Origin of the sequence: Cupriavidus taiwanensis (assembly GCF_900250115.1) — a bacterium.
GTDB lineage: Bacteria > Pseudomonadota > Gammaproteobacteria > Burkholderiales > Burkholderiaceae > Cupriavidus > Cupriavidus taiwanensis_B.
This window is the reverse complement of record NZ_LT984803.1, coordinates 2,180,299-2,206,437: the sequence shown is the minus strand read 5'-3', so window position 1 is coordinate 2,206,437 and position 26,139 is coordinate 2,180,299. Positions and strand designations below refer to the sequence as shown.

Genomic DNA, 26,139 nt, shown 5'->3' with positions numbered 1-26,139 from the left:
GGCCGGATCGAGGCAGCGCCGCTGCGCCAGGCGATCAGCCGAGCATGTAGCCGGCGGCGAGCGCGCGGAAGCTCTCCACCTCATGGGCTTGCCAGGCTTCATCCTCGGCGAGCTCTTCGGCCAGGATCGCTGCCACCGCCGGTGCCGCCGCGACGGCGGCGCGGGCGTCCAGGAACAGCGCGCGGTTGCGGCGCGCCAGCACGTCCTCGACCCGGCGCGCCAGCTCATGCCGGGCGGCAAAGCGCACATGGGCCTCGGTCAGGCCCGATACCCCGGCGAGCATCCGCTCGTGTCCCGGCAGCGCGCGCAGCAGGCCCAGCTCGTTGCCGTAGTAGCGGTCCGGCGAACCCGAATCCGGCGGCGGCAGGTCGGCCGGCAGCCCGGCGGCGCCATGCAGCGGCAGCTCCGCGGTGACGCAGGGCGCCGCGCGCACCATCTGGCGCTGGATCGCGGTCTCGATCACGTCTTCGGCCATCTTGCGGTAGGTGGTCCATTTGCCCCCGGTGACGGTGATCAGCCCGGCCCTGGACACCAGGATCGTATGCTCGCGAGACAGCGACGCGGTGGAGGCTTCGCCGGTGGCCCGCACCAGCGGCCGCAGGCCGGCCCAGACGCTGGTGACGTCGGCGCGGGTCGGGTCCTTGGCCAGGTAGCGCGACGCCGTTTCCAGGATGAAATCGACATCGTCGGCGCCGGCGTCGGGCTCCAGCGGCAGGTCGCGGCGCGGCGTGTCGGTGGTGCCGACGATGGTGTGGCCGTTCCAGGGCACCACGAACAGCACCCGGCCATCGTCGGTCTTGGGAATCAGGATGGCGCGGTCGCCCGGCAGGAAGCTGCGCGGCAGCGTCAGATGCACGCCCTGGCTGGGCGCGACCATGGTGCGGGCATGCCCGTCTTCCATCTGGCGGATGGCATCGACCCACACGCCGGTGGCGTTGATCACGCAGTCGGCGCGCAGCCGGAAGGTGGCGCCACCGAGCACGTCCTGTACCGTCACGCCGCTGATCACGCCGCCTTGCTGGCTCAGCCCGGTCGCGCGCATGTAGTTGAGCGCGGTGCCGCCGACATCGAACAGCGTCCGCATCAGCGCCACCGCCAGCCGCGCATCGTCGAACTGGCCGTCGAAGTAAAGGTTGCCGCCGCGCAGCGGTCGCCCGCCGACGTGTTCGGCCAGGTTGGGCGCGGCGGCCAGCACTTCGCGGTGGTTCAGCCAGCGGCTGCCGGACAGGTTGAGGCTGCCGGCCAGCATGTCATAGAGCTTGAGGCCGATGCCGTAGAAGGGCTGGTCGAACATCTGGTAGGCCGGTACCACGAAGCCCAGCGGCCACACCAGGTGTGGCGCGTTGCGCGTCAGCAGGCCGCGCTCGTGCAGCGCCTCGCGCACCAGGCTGATATTGCCCTGCGCCAGGTAGCGCACGCCGCCGTGCACCAGCTTGGTGGCCTTGCTCGAGGTGCCCTTGGCAAAGTCGGCGGCTTCGACCAGCAGCGTGCGGTAGCCGCGCGAGGCGGCATCGACCGCGGTGCCCAGGCCGGTGGCGCCGCCGCCGATGACGATCACGTCCCAGCGCGGCTCGCGCTCCAGGGTGGCGAGCAGGGCGGCGCGGCCGGGGGGCTGGATCGGGGTGGGAAGGCTGTGCATGACGCTGGTGTGTGGTGGGTGCTGGCTAAGATGTTCGGGTGGTCCGGAGGTGGTGCTGGACGGGTCTGACCGACGCTCAGCCGTGGCCGCCGGCGTCGTCCTCGCGCGCCCAGTCGCGCGCGCGCCCGACCGCCCGGCGCCAGCGCGCGAGCCGGTGGCCGCGCTCGTCGGCCGACAGGTTGGGCTCGAAGCGCCGCTCCACCTGCCATTGCTGCGCGATCTGCACGGGGTCGCTCCAGTAGCCGGTGGCCAGGCCCGCCAGGTAGGCGGCGCCCAGCGCGGTGGTCTCGGTCACGCGCGGCCGTACCACCGGGGTGCCGAGCAGGTCGGCCTGCATCTGCATCAGCAGGTCGCTGCGCGAGGCGCCGCCGTCCACGCGCAACTCGGCCAGCGCGATGCCGGCGTCCTTCTGCATGGCCTCGAGCACGTCCACGCATTGCAGCGCGATCGATTCCAGCGCCGCCCGTGCGATCTGCGGGCGGCCGGTGCCGCGCGTCATGCCGACCAGCGTGCCGCGCGCAAAGGCGTCCCAGTGCGGCGCGCCCAGCCCGGCAAAGGCCGGCACCAGCACCACGCCGCCGCTGTCGTCGCACTGGCGCGCCAGCGCCTCGGCCTCGGGCGCGCTCTGGATGATCTTGAGGCCATCGCGCAGCCACTGGATGGTGGCGCCGCCCATGAACACGCCGCCCTCCAGGCAATACTGGGTCTGGCCGCGGTACTGCCAGCCGATGGTGGTCAGCAGCCGGTTGCGCGACGTGACCGGCTGCGCCCCGGTATTCATCAGCAGGAAACAGCCGGTGCCGTAGGTGTTCTTGGCCATGCCGGGCACCAGGCAGGCCTGGCCGAAGGTGGCGGCCTGCTGGTCGCCGGCGATGCCGGCGATCGGGATCGGCATGCCGAACAGCCGCGCCGAGGTGCGCGCGACCTCGCCGCTGGAGGGCACCACCTCGGGCAGCAGCGCGTGCGGGATGTCGAGCAGCGCCAGCAGCGCGTCGTCCCACTCGAAGCTGTGGATGTTGAACAGCATCGTGCGCGAGGCGTTGGAGACGTCGGTGACATGGCGCGCGCCATCGGTCAGCTGCCAGATCAGCCAGCTGTCGACGGTGCCGAAGGCAAGCTCGCCGCGCTGCGCGCGCGCCCGCGCGCCGTCGGTGTTGTCGAGCATCCAGCGCAGCTTGGTGCCGGAAAAATAGGCGTCGATGACCAGGCCGGTCTTGTCGCGGAACAGCTCGCCGTGGCCGGCGGCCTGCAGCGCCTCGCACATCGGCGCGGTGCGGCGGTCCTGCCAGACCAGCGCGCGGCCGACCGGCTCGCCGGTCTTGCGGTCCCACAGCACGGAGGTCTCGCGCTGGTTGGTGATGCCGATGGCGCGCACCTGCGAGGCGCCGATGCCGGCGTCGGCCAGCACCGTGTGCGCCACCGCCAGCTGCGACTGCCAGATCTCGTAGGGATCGTGCTCGACATGGCCGGGATGTGGGTAATATTGGCGGAACTCGCGCTGTGCCAGGCGCACCACGTTGCCGGCATGGTCGAACAGGATGGCGCGCGAGCTGCTGGTGCCCTGGTCGAGCGCCAGCACGTATTGCGGCTCCGTGGGAAGCTGGGACGTGGCAGGGCGCTGCGCCTGCGCGGCTGGCTGGTTCATGCGTTCGATCCTGACAATGACAAGGCGCGCCGGCGCGGCCGGTGCATGGATGAGTGATGGCCGAAGTGTCTTTCCTTACGGCAGCCGATGCGGACGCAGGTTCCGCTGGCGGACCCGGCGCCGGATCTGCCGGATTCGGGGCCGATGCCACGGCGCGGATCGCCGCCTCGCTGGCGGTGCGCAGCGGCTTCGACGCCGCCACCAGGCTGCGGCTGATGGCGGACGGCCGGCAGGTCGGCTGGCTGCCGCGCACGCATGCCGGCATCCTGCGCGGCATCGGCGCCGTGCTGGGCCCGGAGCGGCCGCTGGCCGACGGCTCCGCGGCGGTGGCCTTGCTGCCCGGCTGCGACGATTTCGACGCGCGCAGTGCCGCGCTGCGGGTGCTGGCCCGCCAGCTGGCCGACGCCGGCCATGTGCGCGGCTGGCGCGACGAGCTGTTCGCCGTCACCGCCGCGCTGGACGCGCCCGCGGTCGCGGTGGTGGAGCGCGCCGCGGCGCGCTTCCTGGGCCTGCTGACCTTTGCCTCGCACATGAACGGCATCGTCGATGGCGCTGTGGACGACCGGCCGGCCCTGTGGATCTCGCGCCGCAGCCCGGCCAAGGCCGTCGATCCCGGCATGTGGGACAACCTGGTGGCCGGCGGCATGCCCCACGGCAGCGATCCGCTGGCGACGCTGGTGCGCGAGTGCGAGGAAGAGTCCGGCATCCCGCCGGGCCTGGCGCGGCGCGTGCAGGCGCACGGCATGATCGAGGTGCTGCGCGACCTGCCCGAAGGCGTGCAGTGGGAGCAGGTCTACGTCTACGACCTGCTGCTGCCGCCGGACTTCATGCCGCACAACCAGGACGGCGAGGTCAGCGAGCACCGGCGCGTCGAGGTGGCGCCATTGCTTGCTATCATGTCGGCCGGCGCCATGACGGTCGATGCGACACTGGTGACGCTGGATGCCCTTGGACGGCGGGGCTGGCTTGATGCCGGCGATCGCGACTGAGCCGCCGCGTGATCCAGCGTCGCCGGTCCTGACCGAGCCACCCTGGCTTCCCCGGCCCTGCGCCGCGCCACCCCGACAGAACCACACACCATGAGCAACACCGGATTCATCCTGACCCTCTCGTGCCCTGACCAGCCGGGCATCGTCCACGCTGTCTCGGGCCTGCTGTTCCAGCACGGCTGCAATATCGTCGATTCCGACCAGTACGGGGACGAGTTCGCCGGCCGCTTCTTCATGCGCGTGCATTTCACCCCGGCCGCCGGTGGTCCCGACCTCGCCACGCTGAAGGCCGCGTTCGCGCCGGTGGGCGGGCAGTTCGGCATGCAGTGGGAGCTGAACGATGCCACGGTGAAGCCGCGCGTGATGATCATGGTGTCGAAGATCGGCCATTGCCTGAACGACCTGCTGTTCCGCGCCAAGGCGGGCGGGCTGCCGGTGGAGATCGCGGCCATCGTGTCGAACCACCGCGACTTCTACCAGCTGGCGGCGTCGTACGACGTGCCGTTCTTCCATCTGCCGCTGATGAACGCGTCGGCGGAGCAGAAGGCCGCGCAGGAAGCGCGCGTGTTCGACGTGGTGCAGGAGCAGAAGATCGACCTGGTGGTGCTGGCGCGCTACATGCAGGTGCTGTCCGACGACCTGTGCCGCAAGCTGGCCGGCCGCGCGATCAATATCCACCATTCGTTCCTGCCCAGCTTCAAGGGCGCCAAGCCGTACTACCAGGCGCACGACCGCGGCGTGAAGCTGATCGGCGCCACCGCGCACTACGTCACCGCCGACCTGGACGAAGGCCCGATCATCGAGCAGGAGATCGAGCGCGTGGACCACAGCATGGACCCCGATCAGCTCACCGCCGTCGGCCGCGACGTCGAATGCGTGGCGCTGGCGCGCGCGGTCAAGTGGCATGCCGAACACCGCATCCTGCTGAACGGCCACAAGACCGTCGTCTTCAAGTAAGCCTTCGATTTCCCGAAGGTTTGCTCCCCTCTCCCGCGCGCGGGCGAGGGGCCGGCGGAGAGGGCAGGCCGGTCGCGCAGCCGCGGCGGCAGGCACCGCCCCGCCACCCGCCATCAACACCACTCCCGCTCCCGCCAGTGCAGAAGCAGCGGCCGCATCGCCGGCGCGCTCACTCCCGCTCCGCCACCACACACTTCACCCCACTGTCGGCCAGGATCTGGTCGAACGGCGCTGCCAGCGGCGCGTCGGTAAACAGCCGGTCCACCTGCGACACATGCGCCAGCTCGACCATGGCCTGGCGATTGAACTTGCTGGCGTCAGCCGCCAGCCAGACCTCGCGTGCGTGCTCGATGATGGTCCGCGCCACCTTGACCTCGCGGAAGTCATAGTCGCGCAGCGTGCCGTCGGCCTCGATGCCGGAGATGCCGATCAGCCCGATATCGACCTTGAACTGGCGGATGAACTCCACCGTGGCCTCGCCGACGATGCCGCGGTCGCGCGAACGCAGCACGCCGCCGGCGACGATGACTTCGCAATCGGGGTTGTCGGCCAGGATATTGGCCACGTTCAGGTTGTTGGTGATCACGCGCAGGCCGCGATGGTGCACCAGCCCGCGCGCGATCTCTTCCACCGTGGTGCCGATGTTCAGGATCAGCGAGCAGCCCTCGGGCACGGCCGCCGCCACCGCGCGCGCGATGCGCGCCTTGCCCTCGGCATTGAGCACCTGCCGCTGCCGGTAGGCGATGTTCTCGGTGGTGGAGTCTTCCACCCGCACCCCGCCATGGAAGCGCGCCAGCATGCCGTTCTCGGCCAGCATGTTGACATCGCGGCGCACCGTCTGGAGCGTGACGCCGAACTTGCGCGCAAGTTCGTCGATGGAGGCAAAGCCCTGGGTGCGGACTTCTTCGAGCAGGGCGGTCTGGCGGGGATTGAGGGTCATGCGGGGATTCTAGTTCAAACACAAACGAAAACAAAATGATGCGATGCACTATTGTTTTATGTTCGTTTTGTTGCTAAAACGAGCGTGAAGCCAAGATTGGTGCGCCTGCATCGAACGCAAGCGGTGATGCCGGCAGCATATCGAACATGGAGACCGGATGCAGCTACGTTTGGAAGGCGTCGCACAGCAGGCAGGTTCGCAGGCGTGTCTCTATCCGATGACGCTGGCCCCGGTTTCCGGCGCGGTCACCATCCTGCTGGGCGCGACGCAGGCAGGCAAGACTTCGCTGATGCGGGTCATGGCGGGGCTGGACCGGCCCAGCGCCGGCCGGGTGCTGGTCGACGGCGACGACGTCACCGGCATGCCGGTGCGCGAGCGCAATGTGTCGATGGTCTACCAGCAGTTCATCAACTACCCGTCGCTCCGGGTCTTCGACAACATCGCTTCGCCGCTGCGGCTGCGGCGCAGGGCGGCGGCCGGCGAGATCGCCGCGCGCGTGCGCGAGCTGGCGGCGCGGCTGCATATCGACCACCTGCTGGAGCGCTATCCGGCCGAGCTCTCCGGCGGCCAGCAACAGCGCGTGGCGCTGGCCCGCGCGCTGGCCAAGGAGGCCCCGCTGATGCTGCTCGACGAGCCGCTGGTCAACCTGGACTACAAGCTGCGCGAGGAGCTGCGCGAAGAGCTGACCCAGTTGTTCGCGCACGGCGACGCCACCGTGATCTACGCCACCACCGAGCCCGGCGAGGCGCTGCTGCTCGGCGGGCACACCGCGGTGCTCGATGCGGGCGAGCTGCTGCAGTACGGCCCGACGCCGCAGGTGTTCCACTATCCCGATTCGCTGCGCGTGGCGCGCGCCTTCAACGATCCGCCGATGAACCTGGTCGAGGGCAGGCTTGAGGGCGGCAAAGTGGCGCTGCCGGGAGCGATCGAAGTGCCGGTGCCCGGCGTGGCGGCGCACGACGGGCCGGTAACGCTGGGCGTGCGCGCCTCGGCCCTGCGCCTGGCCGGCGAGGCCGGCGCGGTCGCGGTGCCGGGCCGCGTGGCGCTGGCCGAGTTGTCGGGCTCGGACACCTTCGTGCACGCCGATACCGCGGTCGGCAACCTGGTGGCGCAGTTCGCGGGCGTGCTCGACCTGCAGCTGGGCGCGCCGGTAACGCTGCACCTGCTGCCCGGGCAGCTCTACCTGTTCGACGCGGACGGGCGCCGCATCCATGCGCCGCGCCGGCCCGGCGGGCTCGGGGCCGGGGTGCCGGGCGGCGCGCCGACGCCAGCGGCAGGAGGCTGAGATGGCGCGCATCGACCTGGACCTGGCGCACTCGTACGTGCCGCAGCCGCGCACCGACGAGGACTACGCGCTGCTGCCGCTGCGCTTCACCTTCGAGGACGGCGGCGCCTATGCGCTGCTGGGCCCCTCCGGCTGCGGCAAGACCACGCTGCTGAACTGCATTTCCGGGCTGCTGCGCCCGTCGCACGGCACCATCGCCTTCGACGGCCGCGACGTCACCGGCGCCACGCCGCAGGCGCGCAATATCGCCCAGGTGTTCCAGTTCCCGGTGATCTACGACACCATGACCGTCGGCGAAAACCTGGCCTTCCCGCTGCGCAACCGCGGCGTGCCGGAGGCGCAGGTACGCGAGCGGGTCGGGCGCGTCGCCGAGATGCTGGACCTGTCGGCGACGCTCGGGCGCCGCGCCAGCGGCCTGGCCGCCGATGCCAAGCAGAAGATCTCGCTCGGGCGCGGGCTGGTGCGGCAGGACGTGTCGGCGATCCTGTTCGACGAGCCGCTCACGGTGATCGACCCGCAGCTGAAATGGCAGCTGCGGCGCAAGCTCAAGGAGATCCACCACGAATTCCGCCTGACGCTGATCTACGTCACCCACGACCAGACCGAGGCGCTGACCTTCGCCGATCAGGTGGTGGTGATGTCGCGCGGCAAGGCGGTGCAGGTGGGGCCGGCCGATGCGCTGTTCGAGCGGCCCGCGCACACCTTCGTCGGCCACTTTATCGGCTCGCCGGGCATGAATTTCCTGTCCGGGCAATGGCGCGACGGCGCCATCGACGTGGCCGGGCGGCGCTATCTGCCGCCGCTGTCGCCGCCGGTGGAAGCGGCGCTGCGGCAGGCCGGCAGCTTCCGCATCGGGGTGCGCCCCGAATACCTGCAACTGGCGCCCGAGCGCGACACGCAGGCGGTGCCGGTGCAGGTGCAGCGCGCGCAGGACATCGGCACCTACTGGCTGCTGACCGGCGCGGTGCAGGAAGCGGGCGCGCAGGCCGGCACGCTGCGCGCGCGGCTGGGCGCCGAGGCCACCGGCCTGCGCGCGGGCGACACCGCGTGGCTGTCGGTGTTCAACCGGCATACCTGCTACTACGTCAACGAGGAGCTGGTGTCATGAAGCCCCTGAAACCCGTTAACCAGAAGGCCTGGCTGCTGGTGCTGCCGGTGGTGGCGTGCGTGGCGTTCTCCGCCATCCTGCCGCTGATGACCATCGTCAACTACTCGGTCCAGGACATCATCTCGCCCGAGCGGCGCGTGTTCGTCGGCACCGAATGGTTCCGCACCGTGCTGCGCGACGGCGAGCTGCACGACGCGCTGCTGCGCCAGCTCGGCTTCTCGCTGGCGGTGCTGCTGGTGGAGATCCCGCTCGGCATCCTGCTGGCGCTGTCGATGCCGGACCGGGGCTGGAAGGCGTCGGCGGTGCTGGTGATCATCGCGCTGTCGCTGCTGATCCCGTGGAACGTGGTCGGCACCATCTGGCAGATCTTCGGGCGCACCGACATCGGCCTGCTCGGCGCCGCGCTGGCGGGGCTCGGCTTCGACTACAACTACACCGGCAGCGCCTTCGACGCCTGGATCACGGTGCTGGTGATGGACGTCTGGCACTGGACGCCTCTGGTGGCGCTGCTGTGCTACGCCGGCCTGCGCGCGATTCCCGACGCCTACTACCAGGCCGCGCAGATCGACGGCGCCTCGCGCCTGGCGGTGTTCCGCTATATCCAGCTGCCCAAGCTGCGCGGCGTGCTGATGATCGCGGTGCTGCTGCGCTTCATGGACAGCTTCATGATCTACACCGAGCCGTTTGTGCTGACCGGCGGCGGACCGGGCAACGCCACCACCTTCCTGTCGCAATACCTGACGCAGAAGGCGGTCGGCCAGTTCGACCTGGGTCCGGCGGCGGCGTTTTCCATCGTCTACTTCCTGATCATCCTGCTCATGTGTTTCGTCCTCTACAACTGGATGCAGCGCGCGGGCACCGCCGGCAGCGAGGACATGCCCCATGGCTGAGATATCTTCGGCAGTCCCTGCGGTGGTCCCCGCCGCGATCCCCGCGCAGGCCAGACGCGCCGCCTGGTGGCGCGCCGGCTTCCTGCTGGCCTACCTGGTGTTCGCGATCGTGCCGATCTACTGGATGGTCAACATGTCGTTCAAGACCAACGAGGAGATCGTCTCGACGCTGTCGCTGTGGCCGGGCCAGTTCACGCTCGAGCACTACCAGACCATCTTCACCGATCCGTCGTGGTATTCGGGCTACCTCAACTCGATGATCTACGTGGCGATGAACACGGTGATCTCGATCGGCGTGGCGCTGCCGGCCGCCTACGCCTTTTCGCGCTACCAGTTCATCGGCGACAAGCACGTGTTCTTCTGGCTGCTGACCAACCGCATGACGCCGCCGGCGGTGTTCCTGCTGCCGTTCTTCCAGCTCTACAGCACCATCGGGCTGATGGATACGCACCTGGGCGTGGCGCTGGCGCACCTGGTCTTCAACGTGCCGCTGGCGGTGTGGATCCTGGAGGGCTTCATGTCGGGCGTGCCGCGCGAGATCGACGAGACCGCCTATGTCGACGGCTACTCGTTCCCGCGCTTCTTCCTGACCATCTTCCTGCCGCTGATCAAGGCCGGGGTGGGCGTGGCCGCCTTCTTCTGCTTCATGTTCAGCTGGGTCGAGCTGCTGCTGGCGCGCACGCTGACCTCGGTCAATGCCAAGCCCATCGTCGCCACCATGACGCGCACGGTGTCGGCATCGGGCATGGACTGGGGCGTGCTGGCGGCGGCCGGCGTGCTTACCATCGTGCCCGGCGGCATCGTGATCTGGTTCGTGCGGCACTACATCGCGAAGGGCTTCGCGATGGGCCGGGTTTAACGCAGGCCTGCGCAAGGAGACGGCGCCAATGCTGAACTGGATGGTATGGACCACACCGGTGGCGGTGTTCTTTGGCTGCATCGTGGTGATGCTGATCGGCATGACGATCCTGGAAATCCGCTCGCCGTCGGTGCTGCGCAAGGGCTTCCTGCCGATCGCCACCACCCGCGGCGACCGGCTCTTCATCGGGCTGATGTGCGCGGCGTGGATCAACCTGGCGTGGATCGGGCTGGGCGGGAAGATCGCCGCATGGCTGGCGCTGCCGGAAGAGCCCTCGGTGTGGATCAGCTTCGTGGCATCGATGCTGGTGCTGGCGCTGATCCTGCGCAAGGGCTAGCGCACCGCCAGCGGGCATTTGCCAGCAACAACGGGAAACGCGGCTTGTCCCCACCCCGGGGCCGCCACCCAGACCAAGACCGGGGCAGGGGATTCTTGAGGAGACACCGATGAAAGTGCACGTGACGTTGGGGATGTCAGCCCTTGCCTGCGCGGCCGCGCTGGCTTGCGGGTCCGCCTGGGCGGGCGCAGCGGAAGCGAAGAAGTGGATCGACAACGAGTTCCAGCCCTCGTCGCTGTCCAAGGACAAGCAGGCGGCGGAAATGCAGTGGTTCATCGACGCCGCTGCCAGACTGAAGGCCAAGGGCGTCACGCAGATCAACGTGGTGTCCGAGACCATCACCACGCACGAGTACGAATCCAAGACCCTGGCCAAGGCGTTCGAGGAAATCACCGGCATCAAGGTCAACCATGACCTGATCCAGGAAGGCGATGTGGTCGAGAAGCTGCAGACCTCGATGCAGTCCGGCAAGTCGATCTACGACGGCTGGATCTCCGACTCCGACCTGATCGGCACGCACTACCGCTATGGCTCGATCCTGCCGCTGACCGACTACATGAACGGCGCCGGCAAGGAGTGGACCAATCCCGGGCTGGATGTGAAGGACTTCATCGGCACCAAGTTCACCACCGCGCCGGATGGCAAGCTGTACCAGCTTCCCGACCAGCAGTTCGCCAACCTGTACTGGTTCCGCGCCGACTGGTTCGCGCGCAAGGACCTGCAGGACAAGTTCAAGGCCAAGTACGGCTACGACCTGGGCGTGCCGACCAACTGGTCCGCCTACGAGGACATCGCCAGCTTCTTTACCAATGACGTGAAGGAGATCGACGGCAAGAAGGTCTACGGCCACATGGACTACGGCAAGAAGGACCCGTCGCTGGGCTGGCGCTTCACCGACGCCTGGCTGTCGATGGCCGGCACCGCCGACAAGGGCCTGCCCAACGGCATGCCGGTGGACGAGTGGGGTATCCGCGTGGCCGAGGACAAGTGCACGCCGGTCGGCGCCTCGGTGGCGCGCGGCGGCGCCACCAACAGTCCGGCGGCGGTCTACGCGCTGACCAAGTACATCGACTGGATGAAGAAGTACGCCCCGCCGCAGGCGATGGGCATGACCTTCTCCGAAGCCGGCCCGGTGCCCGCGCAGGGCCAGGTGGCCCAGCAGATCTTCTGGTACACGGCCTTTACCGCCGACATGACCAAGAAGGGCCTGCCGGTCGTCAACGCCGACGGCTCGCCCAAGTGGCGCATGGCGCCGTCGCCGTATGGCCCGTACTGGAAGCAGGGCATGCAGAACGGCTACCAGGACGTGGGGTCGTGGACCTTCTTCAAGAACACCGATCCCAACAAGCTGGCCGGTGCCTGGCTGTACGCGCAGTTCGTGACCTCCAAGACGGTATCGCTGAAAAAGTCGCTGACCGGCCTGACCTTTATCCGCGACAGCGACATCCATCACGACTACCTGACCAGGAACGCGGCCAAGTATGGCGGCCTGGTCGAGTTCTACCGCAGCCCCGCGCGCGTGGCGTGGACCCCGACCGGCACCAACGTGCCGGATTATCCGAAGCTGGCCCAGCTGTGGTGGAAGAACGTGGCCACCGCGGTGACCGGCGAGAAGACGCCGCAAGCCGCGATGGACACGCTGGCCGAAGAGATGGACCAGGTCATGGCGCGGCTGCAGCGCGCCGGCATGAGCCAATGCGCGCCCAAGCTCAATCCCAAGGGCGACCCGGGCAAGTGGCTGTCCGCCGACCACGCGCCGTGGAAGAAGCTGGCCAACGAGAAGCCCAGGGGCGAGACCATTCCGTACGACAAGCTGCTGCAGGCATGGAAGGAGGGGCAGGTGCGCTGAGCACCTAGGCGCTGCGGGCGTGCCGGCTGGGTCGGTACGCTCCCAGCGCCCGCTCCGATCCTAGGTCGCGACGCCGGAGCTTTCGGGCGCCGGCGCCGCCTCCGCCCGCGAGGCATAGCGCGCCTTGCCATGCCGCTTGGCTTCATACAGCGCCATGTCGGCGTGCAGGAACAGCTCGCTCACGGTCATGGCGTGCCGCGCATCGCGCAGCGCCGCGCCGACGCTGGCCGACGCCGCCAGCGTATGGCCATCGATCACGAAGGGCATGCGCGCGGCCTGCACGATGGTGTTGGCCACCGACGCCATGGCATGGCGGTCGGCAATGCCGTCAAGAATCACCGCGAATTCGTCGCCACCGATGCGCGCGACCGCATCGCCCTTGCGCACGCAGGCGCGCAGGCGCTGCGCAAACGCCACCAGCAGCTGGTCGCCGATGGGGTGGCCATGGTTGTCGTTGACCGCCTTGAAGTCGTCCAGGTCCACCAGCAGCAGCGCCAGCGGGCACGCGCTGGCGCCGGTGCGTGCCATGGCTTCGGCCAGGCGCCGGTCGAAGCCCTTGCGGTTGAGCAGCCCGGTCAGGTAGTCGGAGACGGTCTGTGCCTCCAGGCTGCGCAGCTTCTCGCGCTCATGCGTGACGTTGCGCCCGAACATGTGCAGGCCGACCACGGTGTCCTGGGCATCGTTCCACGCCGGCTGGCAGGTAATCTCGATGCACTCGGTGCCGTCCCCGCTTTCGCGGGTAAAGGTCACGGCCTGGCCGCTGCCGACTTGCTGGAGGTAGGGCTGGCAGGCCAGGTATTCCTGCGTGCCCCACAGTTCGCGCAGCGACAGGCCCACGATCTGCTGCGCCGGCAAGCCGTAGCGCCGTGCATACGCCTCGTTGACGAAGACGTAGCGCTGCTGCATGTCGATGAACGAGATAAAGTCCGGCACATGGTTGGCAATTGCCTCGATGCGCTTCTCGCTGGCGGCGGCACGATCCTTGGCGGCCTGCAGCGCGGCCTCGCGCTCCGACAGCTGGGCCACGACCTCGGCGAAGCTCGACGCCAGCTCGCCGATCTCGTCGGCGCGGTCGACCGGCAGGTCCGCCACCGCTGCCGGGTTGGTGCCGAGCTGGCGCACCGCGCGATGCAGCCGCTGCAGTGGCGCCAGCAGGCGCCACATCACCAGCCACATCAGCCCGGCCGCGATCACCATGGTGATCGCCCCCATCACCAGGGTGCGCTTGCGCACCGTGATCAGCGGCGCATAGGCTTCGGCCGCGGGCAGCACCGCGACCACCTCCCAGCCGTTGGCGGCCAGCAGGTAGCGGGAGATGATCGGCTGGGTCGGCGTCAGGGCTTCCAGCAGCGCCGGCGGCTGTTCGGCGCCGCAGGCCTCGCCGATGGCGCGCGCCGGCGCCAGCACGCGCGACACGTCGGCATGCATCGCATAGCGGGGGTTGGCGCCGGCAGACACCAGGCAGAAGCTGCCGGTGGTGCCGACCCGGCTGTGCGACAGCTCGCGCAGGAAGTTGCTGTCCGCCAGGTTCAGCACGCCGCCGACCACGCCGCGCAGTTCGCCGGCGGGCCCCAGCATCGGCACCGCCAGCACCACGCCCGGTGCGTTGGTCTGCTTGCCCTGGATCAGGTCCGACACCGCGAACGACTGGCCCTGCAGCACATCGCGGAAATAATCGCGGTCGCTGACGCGCAGGCGCACGCCATCCGGCACGGCGGTGCTGAACGTCAGCTCGCCATCAGGCGCAGCGAGGAAGACGGCATTGAAGGTTTCGGGGATTTCCACCAGCCCCTCCGCAGCCCGGCGCAAGTCCGCCGGCCTGGCGGCATGGAGGACGGAAAACTGGCGCGACAGCCGGTGCAGCACGGCGGTGCGCCCCTGCAGTTTTTCATCGAGCTGCTCGGCGACCATCTTGACCAGCGTGTCCTGCTGCGTCTGCAGCAGGTTCTTCAGGCTGTCATAGGCGTGATACTGGGCGTAGAGCGCGCGCAGCACGATGATCAGCGTCACCACTCCCGCCGTGGCCAGCGCCATCCGATACTTCAAAGAGTGCTGCATGATTGACTTCTTTATTATGGCGCACTGACCCGTTTTCCCGTCCGCTGGCCTGGTATTCGCAAGCCGTGGCGTGTTAAGAAGGTTAGCAGATGTCAAGCCTTACTTCGAAACTGTTTGCAACAAAACGGAAGGCTGAGCTACCGGGGCGGCAGTTTGCGCACCTGCGCTCGGGTCGGTCGCCCAACACTGCACATGCACGCACTCCCGGCAGCCGTTAGCATGCTCGCTGGCCCCGCCCCATTCTCGCTTTCAGGCGGGCCGAATCCACTGTCAACAAGGCCCAACGCCCATGACGACCCCTACTACACTGCTCGACCTCGCCGGAGCCAGCCGCATCCCCTCCGCCTGGGAGTCCTCCGTCCTGATCCTGATCGACCATCAACGGGAATATGTCGATGGCCGCCTGCCACTGGCGGGTATGCCGGCTGCGGTGGCAGCCTGCGCGGAACTGCTGGCGCTGGCGCGCCTCCATGGCACGCCGGTGATCCACGTGGCGCACCATGGCCGGCCGGGCAGCCTGGCCTTCGATCCGGCCGGTCCCTATGCCGCCTTCATCGAAGGGCTGGGACCGCAGGCCGGAGAAATCACCGTTACCAAGGGCTTGCCCAACAGCTTTGCCGGCACCACGCTGGCCGATGAGTTGTCCCGGCTTGGGCGCAAGGAATTGATCGTTGCTGGCTTCCAGACCCATATGTGCGTCAGTGCCACGGTGCGTGCGGCGCTCGACCACGGGTTGCGCAGCACGGTCGTTGCCGCAGCCTGCGCCACGCGCGACCTGCCCGATCCCCTGGGTGGGGCTGCCGTGCCCGCGGCGGAACTGCACCGCAGCACGCTGGCCGCGCTGAACGACCGCTTCGCCACGGTGGTCGCCGACGCAGGCGCCTGGCGGCGCTAACCGGCGACCGGCCATGTGCGCACGCACGGCACGGCGTGGCCGCACGGGCGCAAGGCCAGCCCCGGCGCAGTCGGCACGCCGCGCCAGCGCGATAAAGCGCCCGCGAATTCGAACCAGCCCGGGTTGGCCGGGCTGCGGCCGGTCCAGGGCAGGACGGGCTCCAGCCTGGCTGGCGCAGGGCGGGGGAGTGGCAAGTCGCGCTCCGGCGGTGGTCGGAGCTTCAGGGTGCCGGGCGTGCTCGTGGTCCGAAATGAGGCGACCCTTGTTCCAGAGAGCGGAACGGTTTCGCGCACGGTCGCGCGAACAGCCTTGTGTTGGCGGGCCGACCGCGCGGCAATGAAAAAAGCCAGCGCGAGGCTGGCTTTCCTGAATCTGGTGGGTGGTACAGGGATTGAACCTGTGACCCCTGCCGTGTGAAGGCAGTGCTCTACCGCTGAGCTAACCACCCCTGTCTGCGTCGTCGTTGCCGTCGTGCAGCAGAGAAATGAGATTATGCAGAGGTTCTTGTATCTTGTAAAGCCCTTTTTGCGAATTTTCTTACGCGGCCAGCGTTCCGGGCGCTTCGGCAGGGGCTTCCTGCCATACCGTCTTGCCGCCGCTGGCCTTGTCCAGTCCCTTCAGCAGGGCCAGATGGGCCTGCTGCTCGTCGTCGGTGGCGCGCAGCACCGGCAGGGCCAGCCGGGACAGGTCGGCGCTGGCGACCACGCCGCCCTGGCCGCCGGCAGTGTCGAGCGTGTCGATCACCAGCGAGTCCTGGCCGCGCGTCATCGCCAGGTAGACCTCGGCCAGCAGTTCGGCATCCAGCAGCGCGCCGTGCAGCGTGCGGTGGGCGTTGCTGACGCCGAGGCGTTCACACAGCGCATCCAGCGAGTTGCGCTTGCCCGGGAACATCTGGCGGGCTTCGCGCAAGGTATCGATCACGCTGCCGACATGCTGGCGGAACGGCGGCAGGCCCAGCAGCTGGAATTCCATGTCGAGGAAGCCCAGGTCGAACTGCGCGTTGTGGATGATCAGCTCGGCGTCCTGCACGAACTCGCGGATATCGTGGACGACCTCGGCGAAGCGCGGCTTGTCGGCGAGGAACTCGACGGTAATGCCGTGGACCGCGATTGCACCCTCGTCGATATCGCGCTCAGGGTTGACGTAGAAGTGCAGGTGGCGTCCCGTCAGGCGGCGGTTCATCAGCTCGACGCAGCCGATTTCGATCAGGCGGTCGCCGGTGGCGGCATTCAGGCCGGTGGTTTCGGTATCGAGAACGATTTGTCGCATGGCGGGCATTCTAGCGGAGCGGGGCGGGCGGTCCGCACTTGTTGTTGGCGAGGGGATCCGGTCAGCGGCCGATCGATTCGACGCCGCGGTTGGCCAGCGCGTCGGCGCGCTCGTTGCCGGGGTGGCCGTTGTGGCCGCGCACCCAGTGCCACGAGATCTGGTGCGGTTGCGCCAGGGTGTCGAGCGCCTGCCACAGGTCGGCGTTCTTGACCGGCTTCTTGTCGGCGGTCTTCCAGCCGCGCGCCTTCCAGCCGGGCAGCCATTCGCTGATGCCCTTCTGCACGTACTGGGAATCGGTATAGACGCGCACCACGCAAGGCCGCTTGAGCGCGCGCAGCGCTTCGATCACGGCGGTCATTTCCATGCGGTTGTTGGTGGTGTTCGGCTCGCCGCCGAACAGCTCTTTTTCGCTGGTGCCGGCGACCAGCACTGCGCCCCAGCCGCCGCGGCCGGGATTGCCCTTGCAGGCGCCGTCGGAGTAGATCGTGACTTCTTGCATGTGATTCCGTGGTGACCGCCCGCGGTGGGCGGCGCATTGAGGGGGCGGATAAAGCGCGCGGCCTGACTTCGTCAGTGCTATTTACCCGGAGCCTTGCCGTGCGTGCCGGTGGGCGTGGCCACCGGTGCCGACACCGGCGCCAGCGCCGGCTTGCTCTTCCAGGCGGGACCGACCAGCCGGATATTGCGCACGCGCTTGATCGCCGAAATCATATAGACCGCGCCGAAGATCGGCCACCAGCGGTCGCCGGCCTTTTCCATGAAGGCGGCGCGCTGCAGCCAGCGGTCGGTGCGGTAGGGCGGGCAATAGCAGCCGAAGCGGCCGCGGATGATATCGAAGCCGAGCAGCTTGAGCCAGTCCTTGATGCGCACGAAGCCGATCTGCTGGGCGTCGGTCGGCAGGAATGGCGTGGCGCCGAGCCGGTTCATGCTCTGGCGTGCCCCCCACAGGCTCATCGGGTTGAAGCAGGTGACCACCACGCGGCCCTCGGGCATCAGCACCCGCGAGACTTCGCGCAGCACTTCATGCGGGTCTTCGGCGAACTCCAGGATGTGGGGCAGGGTGACCAGGTCGATGCTCTGGGTGTCGAACGGCAGCTCGTCGAAACGGCACAGCAGCTGGCGCGCATCCGGATGTGCGGCCCGAGGCCCGTGCGGGCCGCTGGACGGGTCCAGTGCCAGCGCCGAGAACGGCATCCGGTTCTCGCGCAGGGTATCGACATAGGGCAGTCCCAGCTGGACCGCGTGATAACCGAAGATGTCGGCCACGGTCCGGTCGTAATGCTGCGCCTCCCAGCGCAGCATGTACTCGCCGGGCGGCGAGGCCAGCCAGTCTTCCCAGCTTACAATCGGGTGATTGGGACGATTGGACATAGGAGCATGCGCATGTTGAAGGTTGAGCCGATCCCGGCGTTCCAGGATAACTATATCTGGGCCATCCATGACGGGCACTGCGCCGCCGTGGTCGATCCTGGCGAGGCCGCGCCGGTGGAGCGCTTCCTGGCGCAAAGTGGTCTGGCTCTGGGCGCTATTGTAATCACCCATCACCACGGCGATCACCAGGGCGGCGTGGCCGAGCTGCTGGCGGCGCATCCGCGCGCACCTTCGGGCGAACCGCTGCCGGTGCTGGGGCCAGCCGGCGAGCGTATCGGCGGGCGCACCCAGGCGCTGCGCGAGGGCGACGTGGCCACGCTCGAGGCGCCGGCACTGACGCTGCGCGTGCTGGACGTGCCCGGCCACACCGCCGGCCATATCGCTTACGTCGCTGACCTCGGCGCAGCCGGCCCGGCGGTGTTCTGCGGCGATACGCTGTTCGCCAGCGGCTGCGGGCGCCTGTTCGAGGGCACGCCGGCGCAGATGCTGGCCTCGCTCGACAAGCTGGCGGCGCTGCCCGGCGACACCCGCGTCTATTGCGCGCACGAATACACGCGCAGCAATGTGCGCTTCGCGCGCGCGGTGGAGCCCGGCAACGCCGCGCTCGAGGCATGGGAGCGGCGCGTCGAGGCGCTGCGCGCCGCGGACCAGCCGACGCTGCCGACCACCATCGCCCACGAGCGCCAGGTCAACCCGTTCCTGCGCTCGCGCGAGCCGGCGGTACGCGCCGCGGTGTCGGCGCACGGCAGCACCACCGCGGGCGATGCGCAGGCGTTCGGCGCGCTGCGCGGCTGGAAGGACAATTTCCGCTGAGCCATGACGGGGCCGCCATGGCTTGCGCCACAAGGCATCGCAGGCGGCGGCCGGATACTGCTTATGTGGAAAATCTGATTGACGCGATACGCGGTTTTTTTTAGCATCACGCAACCTTTTAGCGTCACGATTTGAGAACTTAATGAAAATTGGTCGATTACTGGCGGTGGTCGCGTGCGCCGCGCTGCTTGCAGCGTGCGCCAGCACCCCCACGCCGCCTGAAGGCGCCGACGGTGCCGCGACCGCCCAGACTGCCAGGCGCCAGGACCCGCTCAACACCCTCAGCGACAAGTCCGCGCTCTCTTCCACTTCCACCATCAATGTCGACCAGGGCGGACTGGACTGGCTGCGCGGCCCGTCCAACGATATCTGGGACCGCATCCGGCGCGGCTTTGCCATGACGGACCTGGAGGGCACGCTGGTCGACGACCGCACCCAGTGGTATGCGCAGCGGCCGGAGTACATGGAACGGATGGTCGGGCGCTCGAGCCGCTACCTCTATCACATCGTAGAGGAGCTGGAACAGCGCAAGATGCCGACCGAGCTGGCGCTGCTGCCGTTCGTCGAGAGCGCGTTCAACCCGCAGGCGCAGTCCACCGCCAAGGCGGCCGGGATGTGGCAGTTCATCCCGAGCACCGGCAAGTCGTACAACCTGAAGCAGAACATGTTCCGCGACGAGCGCCGCGACGTGCTGGCCTCGACCGACGCCGCGCTCGACTACCTGGCGCGGCTCTACGACATGTTCGGCGACTGGCACCTGGCGCTGGCGGCGTACAACTGGGGCGAGGGCGCGGTGTCGCGGGCGATTGCGCGCAACCAGGCGCGCGGGCTGCCGACCGACTATGCCAGCCTGCCGATGCCCAACGAGACGCGCTACTACGTGCCCAAGCTGCAGGCGGTCAAGAACATCATCGCCAACCCGGCCGCGTACGGCGTCAAGCTGCCCGAGATCCCGGACCACCCGTACTTCGTCACGGTGACCACCTCGCGCGACATCGACGTGAACCTCGCGGCCAAGCTGGCGGACATGTCGGTGGAGGAATTCAAGGCACTGAACCCGTCGTTCAACCGGCCGGTGATCCTGGGCGCGTCGAACCCGCAGATCCTGCTGCCGTTCGATAACGCCGAGCGCTTCCAGTACAACCTGAACACTTATCGCGGCGGGCTCTCGAGCTGGGCCGCGGTGACGGTGGACAGCCGCGAGCGTGTCGAGTCACTGGCGGCGCGCCTGAATGTCGATGCCGACACGCTGCGCGAGATCAACAGCATCCCCAAGGGCATGCGCCTGAAGGCGGGTTCGACCGTGATGATCCCGCGCTCGGGCCGGCATGACCAGGACATCAGCGCCACCCTGGCCGACAGCGCCATGCTGGCGATGGAGCCCGACCTGCCGGATGCGCGCCGCGTGGTGGTGCGCGCCAGCCGGCGCGATACCGTGGCAACCGTGGCGCGGCGCTATGGCGTCTCGGCGGGGCAGGTGCAGTCGTGGAACAAGCTCTCCGGCACCAAGCTGGTGGCCGGGCAGAGCCTGGTGCTGATGGTGCCGGTGCGCGGCGCCGGCGCCGTGCGCGCGGCGCGGGCCGAACGCGCGGACCGCGCCGAGCGGGCCGAGCGCAGCGAGCCGGCCAGCCACAAGGAGCCGTCAGGCAAGGCCGGCAAGGGCGCCAGGGTGGTGCGGGTCTCCGCCAAGGGCAAGGCCGACACGCGCCAGCGTGTGGTGGTCGAGGCCTCGCCGCGGCGCGCCGGCAAGGCGCCGGCCGTGGCCAAGGTGTCGGCAAAGACCACCACCAAGGCCAGCGCCAAGGGCGCCAAGGCGCGCTGACCTGACCGCCGGCGCGACGCTGGCGCAGCAAAAGGGGCGATGCCGTCGGCACGCCCCTTTTTTCATGTGCGGGCGCCGCCCCGTGCGGCAGCGCGCTCAAACCGTGGCCACGAGCGCCCGGGCCGGTGGCAAACTACGGGCAGATACCAACGACCGCAGACGCGGAGGAGACAGACATGACGGCAAGCCATGCCGTGCATGCCCGTTCGCTGGCCGAGCCCGAGGGGTTCTGGGCCGAACAGGCGGCACGCATCGACTGGGAAACCCCTTTCAGCCAGGTGCTCGACAACAGCCGCGCACCCTTCACGCGCTGGTTCGTCGGCGGGCGCACCAACCTGTGCCACAACGCGGTCGACCGCCACCTGGCGGCCCGCGCCAGCCAGCCGGCGCTGCACTGGGTCTCGACCGAAACCGACCAGGCCCGCAGCTTCACCTACGCCGAGCTGCACGACGAGGTCAGCCGCATGGCGGCGATCCTGCAGCAGCTGGGCGTGCAGCGGGGCGACCGGGTGCTGATCTACATGCCGATGATCCCGGAAGCCGCCTTCGCCATGCTGGCGTGCGCGCGCATCGGCGCCATCCATTCGGTGGTGTTCGGCGGCTTCGCCTCGGTCAGCCTGTCCGCGCGCATCGAGGATGCGCGGCCGCGCGTGGTGGTCAGCGCCGACGCCGGTTCGCGCGCGGGCAAGGTGGTGCCGTACAAGCCGCTGCTGGACGAAGCCATCCGGCTGTCCTCGCACCAGCCCGAGAAAGTGCTGCTGGTGGACCGGCAACTGGCGGACATGCCCCGCACCGAAGGGCGCGACGAAGACTACGCCGCATGGCGCGAGCGCGTCGCCGGCGTGCAGGTGCCGTGCGTGTGGCTGGAGTCGGGCGAGCCCTCCTATGTGCTCTATACCTCGGGCACCACCGGCAAGCCGAAGGGCGTGCAGCGCGATACCGGCGGCTACGCGGTGGCGCTGGCCACGTCGATGGAATACATCTTCTGCGGCAAGGCCGGCGACACCATGTTCACCGCGTCCGACATCGGCTGGGTGGTGGGGCACAGCTATATCGTCTATGGTCCGCTGCTGGCCGGCATGGCCACGCTGATGTATGAAGGCACGCCGATCCGCCCCGACGGTGGCATCCTGTGGCGCCTGGTCGAGCAATACCGGGTCAACCTGATGTTCAGCGCCCCGACCGCGATCCGCGTGCTGAAGAAGCAGGACCCGGCATGGCTGACGCGCTACGACCTGTCCAGCCTGCGCCTGCTGTTCCTGGCCGGCGAGCCGCTCGACGAGCCGACCGCGCGCTGGATCCAGGACGGCCTCGGCAAGCCGGTGGTCGACAACTACTGGCAGACCGAATCCGGCTGGCCCATCATCGCGATCCAGCGCGGCCTCGAGGCGCTGCCGCCGAAGCTGGGCTCGCCCGGCGTGCCGGCCTACGGCTATGACCTGAAGATCGTCGACGAAAACACCGGCGCGGAATGCCCGCCCGGGCAGAAGGGCGTGGTCGCCATCGACGGCCCGCTGCCGCCGGGGTGCATGAGCACGGTGTGGGGCGACGATGACCGCTTCGTGCGCACCTACTGGCAGGCGGTGCCGAACCGTCTGTGCTATTCCACCTTCGACTGGGGCGTGCGCGATGCCGACGGCTACGTCTTTATCCTGGGGCGCACCGACGACGTGATCAACGTGGCCGGCCACCGGCTGGGCACACGCGAGATCGAGGAAAGCCTGTCGTCCAGCGCCGCGGTGGCCGAGGTGGCCGTGGTGGGGGTGCAGGACGCGCTCAAGGGGCAGGTGGCGATGGCCTTCTGCATCGCGCGCGATCCGGCGCGCACGGCCACGCCCGAGGCGCGGCTGGCGCTGGAAGGCGAGCTGATGAAGACGGTCGAGCAGCAACTGGGCGCAGTGGCCCGTCCGGCGCGCGTGCTGTTCGTCAATGCGCTGCCGAAGACCCGTTCCGGCAAGCTGCTGCGGCGCGCCATGCAGGCCGTGGCCGAGGGCCGCGACCCGGGCGACCTGACCACGATCGAGGATCCGGGCGCGCTGGAACAGCTGCAGGCCGCGTTGAAGGGCTAGCGGGGCAGGGCGATGAGGGTGTCGCACGCGGCACACCGCATCGCCGCCTTGCCATCGGTCGTGATGCAGTCTAATATTTGAAGCATAAAATATTTAACCATGATCTAGATGGCGGTGTGAACCGGGCGGTGCGCGAGGTGCGGCGCGCCCGGCACAGCCGGCAGGAGGCAACAGATGCGCGTGCTTTGTATTGGCGGAGGCCCCGCCGGCCTGTACTTCGGCCTGCTGATGAAACTGCAGGATCCGGCCAATGAGGTCATCGTGGTCGAGCGTAACCGGCCCTACGACACCTTCGGCTGGGGCGTGGTGTTCTCGGACGCCACCATGGACAACCTGAAGCAGGCCGACCCGGCCAGCGCCAGCGAGATCAACGCCGCCTTCAACCACTGGGACGATATCGACATCCATATCGGCGGGCGCACCATCCGCTCGGGCGGGCATGGCTTTATCGGCATCGGCCGCAAGCGCCTGCTCAACATCCTGCAGGCGCGCTGCGAGGCGCTCGGGGTGAAGCTGGTGTTCGAGACCGATGTCTCCGACGACCAGGCGCTGGCGATGCAATACCAGGCCGACCTGGTGATCGCGTCTGACGGCCTGAACAGCCGCATCCGCAGTCGCTATGCCGACACCTTCCGGCCGGATATCGACACGCGCCAGTGCCGCTTTGTCTGGCTGGGCACGCACAAGCTGTTCGACGCCTTCACCTTTGCCTTCGAGAAGACCGAGCACGGCTGGTTCCAGGCGCATGCCTACCGCTTCGACGACAACACCTCGACCTTTATCGTCGAGGCGCCGGAACCGGTCTGGCGCGCCGCCGGCATCGAGCAGATGAGCCAGGAAGAGGGTGTGGCTTACTGCGAAAAGCTGTTCGCGCGCTACCTCGATGGCAACAAGCTGATCAGCAATGCGGCGCACCTGCGCGGCTCGGCGATCTGGATCCGCTTCCCGCGCGTGATCTGCCGGCAATGGGTGCACTGGAACACCTTGCCCGACGGCCGCCGCGTTCCGGTGGTGCTGATGGGCGATGCCGCGCACACCGCGCATTTCTCGATCGGCTCGGGTACCAAGCTGGCGCTCGAGGATGCCATCGACCTGGCCGAGGAAATCCGTCTCAGCGGCCACGACGGCCTGCCCGATGCGCTGGCGCGCTATGAAGCCACGCGCGGGGTAGAGGTGCTGAAGATACAGAACGCGGCGCGCAACTCGACCGAGTGGTTCGAAAACGTCGAGCGCTATGCCGGCAGCCTGCCGCCGGAGCAGTTCGCCTATTCGCTGCTGACGCGCTCGCAACGGATTTCGCATGAAAACCTGCGCGTGCGCGATGCCGGCTATGTCGCGCAGTTCGAGCACTGGCTGGCACAGCAGGCCGGGGTGCCGGCCGACAGCCTGCAATTGCAGGCGCACCAGCCGCTGCCGCCGATGTTCACGCCGTTCCGGCTGCGCGGCGTCACGCTGAAGAACCGCGTGGTGGTGTCGCCGATGGCCATGTACTCCTGCACCGATGGCGTGCCGGGCGACTTCCACCTGGTCCACCTGGGTTCGCGCGCGCTCGGCGGCGCCGGCATGGTGGTGGCGGAGATGACCTGCGTCTCGCCCGACGCGCGCATCACGCCGGGTTGCCCGGGCTTGTGGAACGATGAACAGCGCGACGCGTGGAAGCGCATCGTCGATTTCGTGCACGCCAACAGCGATGCCCGCATCGCCATGCAGATCGGCCACTCCGGCCGCAAGGGCTCGACCCAGCTGGGCTGGGAGGCGATGGACCATCCGCTGCCGCAGGGCAACTGGCCGGTGATCTCGGCGTCGCCGTTGCCTTACCTGCCGGGGGAATCGCAGACCCCTCGCGCGATGACGCGCGCCGACATGGACCGGGTGCGCGATGATTTCGTCGCCAGCGCGCGGCGGGCGGCCGAGGCCGGCTTCGACTGGCTCGAGTTGCACTGCGCGCACGGCTACCTGCTGTCCAGCTTTATCTCGCCCCTGACCAATACGCGCGACGACGAATACGGCGGTGCGCTGGCGGCGCGGCTGCGCTATCCGCTCGAGGTGTTTGCCGCGGTGCGCGCGGTATGGCCGCAAGACAAGCCGATGTCGGTGCGCATTTCCGCGCATGACTGGGTCGAGGGCGGCATCACGCCCGACGATGCGGTCGAGATCGCGCGCGCGTTCAAGGCCGCGGGCGCCGACATGATCGACTGCTCGTCGGGCCAGGTCAGCCCCGATCAGGCGCCGGTCTACGGCCGCATGTACCAGACCCCGTTCGCCGACCGCATCCGCAACGAGGCCGGTATCGCCACCATTGCGGTGGGCGCGATCTTCGAAGCGGATCACGTCGACTCGATCATCGCCGCCGGCCGCGCCGACCTGTGCGCGATCGCGCGGCCGCACCTGGCCAATCCGGCGTGGACGCTGCACGAGGCCGCGCGCATCGGCTACCGCGACATCGCCTGGCCCAGGCAGTACCTGGCGGGCAAGCGGCAGCTGGAAACCAATCTGGAACGCGCCGCGGCGCAGGAGAAGCAGGCATGACCGGCAGCATGGCAACACTGGCCGGCCGGCACGCGCTGGTCACCGGTGGCGGGCGCGGCATCGGCGCCGCGATCGCGCGGCGGCTGCTGGCCGATGGCGCCAGCGTCACCCTGCTGGGGCGCGATGCCGGCACGCTGCAGGCGACGGTGCAGGCGCTGCGCGGGCAGGCGCCGGCGGGCACCGTCGTTTCGTCTGTCACGGCCGATATTGCGGATGCCGACAGCGTTGCGCAAGCCTTGGCCGCGGCCACGGAACAGGCCGGCCCGGTCGCGCTGCTGGTCAACAACGCCGGGCAGGCCCACAGCGCACCGTTCCTGAAGACCGATGCCGCGCTGTGGCAGCGCATGCTCGACGTGAACCTGACCGGCACCTTCCTGTGCACGCAGGCGGCGCTGCCGGCGATGCTCGACGCGGGTTGGGGCCGCATCGTCAACGTGGCCAGCACCGCGGGGCTGATCGGCTATGGCTACGTCAGCGCCTACTGCGCGGCCAAGCATGGCGTGATCGGCCTGACCCGCGCGCTGGCGCTGGAAACCGCGGCCAGGGGCGTGACCGTCAACGCGGTGTGCCCCGGCTATACCGAAACCGACATCGTGCGCGACGCCGTCGCCAATATCGTCGGCAAGACCGGCCGCAGCGAGGAACAGGCGCGCGCCGAACTGGCCGCGCGCAACCCGCAGCGCCGGCTGGTGCAGCCTGAGGAGGTCGCCGACGCGGTGGCCTGGCTGTGCCAGCCCTCCGCCGCGGCGATCACCGGGCAGGCGATCCCGGTCGCCGGCGGCGAAGTGATGGCGGGCTGAAGCACACTGACCACA

At 68.8% G+C, this 26,139-nt stretch carries 21 protein-coding genes and 1 tRNA gene; 14 read left to right on the top strand and 8 right to left on the bottom strand.

Annotated features, from left to right (window positions below):
- Positions 1-34: 34 nt before the first annotated feature.
- Together CBM2586_RS10360 and glpK are read right to left on the bottom strand one after the other, a co-directional pair.
- Positions 35-1,639, bottom strand: coding sequence for a glycerol-3-phosphate dehydrogenase/oxidase (locus CBM2586_RS10360; protein WP_115661723.1), 1,605 nt, complete (start codon positions 1,637-1,639; stop codon positions 35-37).
- A gap of 76 nt (positions 1,640-1,715) precedes the next feature.
- The gene (glpK, locus tag CBM2586_RS10355; RefSeq protein WP_115687429.1) at positions 1,716-3,284 is read right to left on the bottom strand and encodes a glycerol kinase GlpK; all 1,569 of its coding nucleotides are present in this window, start codon (positions 3,282-3,284) and stop codon (positions 1,716-1,718) included.
- Positions 3,285-3,340: 56 nt separating this feature from the next.
- Between glpK and CBM2586_RS10350 the strand changes: the two genes are divergently transcribed.
- Positions 3,341-4,273: an NUDIX hydrolase gene (locus CBM2586_RS10350; RefSeq protein WP_115687427.1), complete on the top strand. Its 933-nt coding sequence runs from the start codon at positions 3,341-3,343 to the stop codon at positions 4,271-4,273.
- A gap of 90 nt (positions 4,274-4,363) precedes the next feature.
- Complete coding sequence (gene purU / locus CBM2586_RS10345) at positions 4,364-5,230, top strand: formyltetrahydrofolate deformylase (protein WP_115661726.1); 867 nt, start codon at positions 4,364-4,366, stop codon at positions 5,228-5,230.
- 169 nt (positions 5,231-5,399) lie between these two features.
- Here purU and CBM2586_RS10340 read toward each other — a convergent pair whose 3' ends face one another.
- The gene (locus CBM2586_RS10340) at positions 5,400-6,170 is read right to left on the bottom strand and encodes a DeoR/GlpR family DNA-binding transcription regulator (protein WP_115661727.1); all 771 of its coding nucleotides are present in this window, start codon (positions 6,168-6,170) and stop codon (positions 5,400-5,402) included.
- 157 nt (positions 6,171-6,327) lie between these two features.
- On the opposite strand from CBM2586_RS10340, the gene CBM2586_RS10335 reads away from it, so the two are divergent.
- The 6 genes from CBM2586_RS10335 (at position 6,328) to CBM2586_RS10310 (ending at position 12,498) form a co-directional block, all read left to right on the top strand.
- Positions 6,328-7,455, top strand: a complete 1,128-nt coding sequence (locus CBM2586_RS10335) for an ABC transporter ATP-binding protein (protein ID WP_115687425.1) — start codon at positions 6,328-6,330, stop codon at positions 7,453-7,455.
- Position 7,456: 1 nt separating this feature from the next.
- Entirely contained in the window at positions 7,457-8,563 is a 1,107-nt protein-coding gene (locus CBM2586_RS10330) for an ABC transporter ATP-binding protein (RefSeq protein ID WP_115661729.1), read from the top strand.
- On the top strand, positions 8,560-9,453 hold the full coding sequence (locus tag CBM2586_RS10325) for a carbohydrate ABC transporter permease (protein WP_373424203.1): 894 nt from the start codon (positions 8,560-8,562) through the stop codon (positions 9,451-9,453). The genes CBM2586_RS10330 and CBM2586_RS10325 overlap by 4 nt, the downstream gene beginning before the upstream one ends.
- Entirely contained in the window at positions 9,446-10,312 is an 867-nt protein-coding gene (locus CBM2586_RS10320) for a carbohydrate ABC transporter permease (protein WP_240987912.1), read from the top strand. The genes CBM2586_RS10325 and CBM2586_RS10320 overlap by 8 nt, the downstream gene beginning before the upstream one ends.
- 28 nt (positions 10,313-10,340) lie before the next feature.
- The gene (locus CBM2586_RS10315; protein WP_115687423.1) at positions 10,341-10,649 is read left to right on the top strand and encodes a DUF2160 domain-containing protein; all 309 of its coding nucleotides are present in this window, start codon (positions 10,341-10,343) and stop codon (positions 10,647-10,649) included.
- A gap of 109 nt (positions 10,650-10,758) precedes the next feature.
- Positions 10,759-12,498, top strand: a complete 1,740-nt coding sequence (locus CBM2586_RS10310) for an ABC transporter substrate-binding protein (protein WP_373424202.1) — start codon at positions 10,759-10,761, stop codon at positions 12,496-12,498.
- Between the two features lie 60 nt (positions 12,499-12,558).
- Here the strand turns inward: CBM2586_RS10310 and CBM2586_RS10305 are convergent, their stop codons facing one another.
- A complete protein-coding gene (locus CBM2586_RS10305; RefSeq protein ID WP_240987911.1) occupies positions 12,559-14,556 on the bottom strand; it encodes a diguanylate cyclase domain-containing protein in 1,998 nt (665 codons plus the stop codon).
- Positions 14,557-14,845: 289 nt separating this feature from the next.
- On the opposite strand from CBM2586_RS10305, the gene CBM2586_RS10300 reads away from it, so the two are divergent.
- Positions 14,846-15,451, top strand: a complete 606-nt coding sequence (locus CBM2586_RS10300; RefSeq protein ID WP_115687419.1) for a cysteine hydrolase family protein — start codon at positions 14,846-14,848, stop codon at positions 15,449-15,451.
- 373 nt (positions 15,452-15,824) lie between these two features.
- Here CBM2586_RS10300 and CBM2586_RS10295 read toward each other — a convergent pair.
- The 4 genes from CBM2586_RS10295 to CBM2586_RS10280 all read right to left on the bottom strand — a co-directional run bounded on the left by CBM2586_RS10295 (position 15,825) and on the right by CBM2586_RS10280 (position 18,091).
- Positions 15,825-15,899: transfer RNA gene (locus tag CBM2586_RS10295), tRNA-Val, on the bottom strand.
- 89 nt (positions 15,900-15,988) lie between these two features.
- Complete coding sequence (dnaQ, locus tag CBM2586_RS10290) at positions 15,989-16,729, bottom strand: DNA polymerase III subunit epsilon (protein ID WP_115687417.1); 741 nt, start codon at positions 16,727-16,729, stop codon at positions 15,989-15,991.
- Positions 16,730-16,781: 52 nt separating this feature from the next.
- Positions 16,782-17,219: a ribonuclease HI gene (gene rnhA, locus CBM2586_RS10285; protein ID WP_018007845.1), complete on the bottom strand. Its 438-nt coding sequence runs from the start codon at positions 17,217-17,219 to the stop codon at positions 16,782-16,784.
- A 77-nt stretch (positions 17,220-17,296) separates the two neighbouring features.
- Positions 17,297-18,091, bottom strand: coding sequence for a methyltransferase domain-containing protein (locus tag CBM2586_RS10280; protein ID WP_115661734.1), 795 nt, complete (start codon positions 18,089-18,091; stop codon positions 17,297-17,299).
- A gap of 12 nt (positions 18,092-18,103) precedes the next feature.
- Here CBM2586_RS10280 and gloB point away from each other — a divergent pair, with 12 nt between their 5' ends.
- The 5 genes from gloB to CBM2586_RS10255 all read left to right on the top strand — a co-directional run bounded on the left by gloB (position 18,104) and on the right by CBM2586_RS10255 (position 26,124).
- Complete coding sequence (gene gloB, locus CBM2586_RS10275; RefSeq protein ID WP_115687415.1) at positions 18,104-18,904, top strand: hydroxyacylglutathione hydrolase; 801 nt, start codon at positions 18,104-18,106, stop codon at positions 18,902-18,904.
- A gap of 142 nt (positions 18,905-19,046) precedes the next feature.
- Positions 19,047-20,726 carry a transglycosylase SLT domain-containing protein gene (locus CBM2586_RS10270; RefSeq protein ID WP_115687413.1) on the top strand — a complete coding sequence of 560 codons (1,680 nt, stop codon included), beginning with the start codon at positions 19,047-19,049 and terminating at the stop codon, positions 20,724-20,726.
- Between the two features lie 143 nt (positions 20,727-20,869).
- Positions 20,870-22,795, top strand: coding sequence for a propionate--CoA ligase (locus CBM2586_RS10265; protein ID WP_373424216.1), 1,926 nt, complete (start codon positions 20,870-20,872; stop codon positions 22,793-22,795).
- A gap of 174 nt (positions 22,796-22,969) precedes the next feature.
- The gene (locus CBM2586_RS10260; protein ID WP_115687409.1) at positions 22,970-25,324 is read left to right on the top strand and encodes a bifunctional salicylyl-CoA 5-hydroxylase/oxidoreductase; all 2,355 of its coding nucleotides are present in this window, start codon (positions 22,970-22,972) and stop codon (positions 25,322-25,324) included.
- The gene (locus CBM2586_RS10255) at positions 25,321-26,124 is read left to right on the top strand and encodes an SDR family NAD(P)-dependent oxidoreductase (protein ID WP_115661739.1); all 804 of its coding nucleotides are present in this window, start codon (positions 25,321-25,323) and stop codon (positions 26,122-26,124) included. The genes CBM2586_RS10260 and CBM2586_RS10255 overlap by 4 nt, the downstream gene beginning before the upstream one ends.
- Positions 26,125-26,139 lie beyond the last annotated feature (15 nt).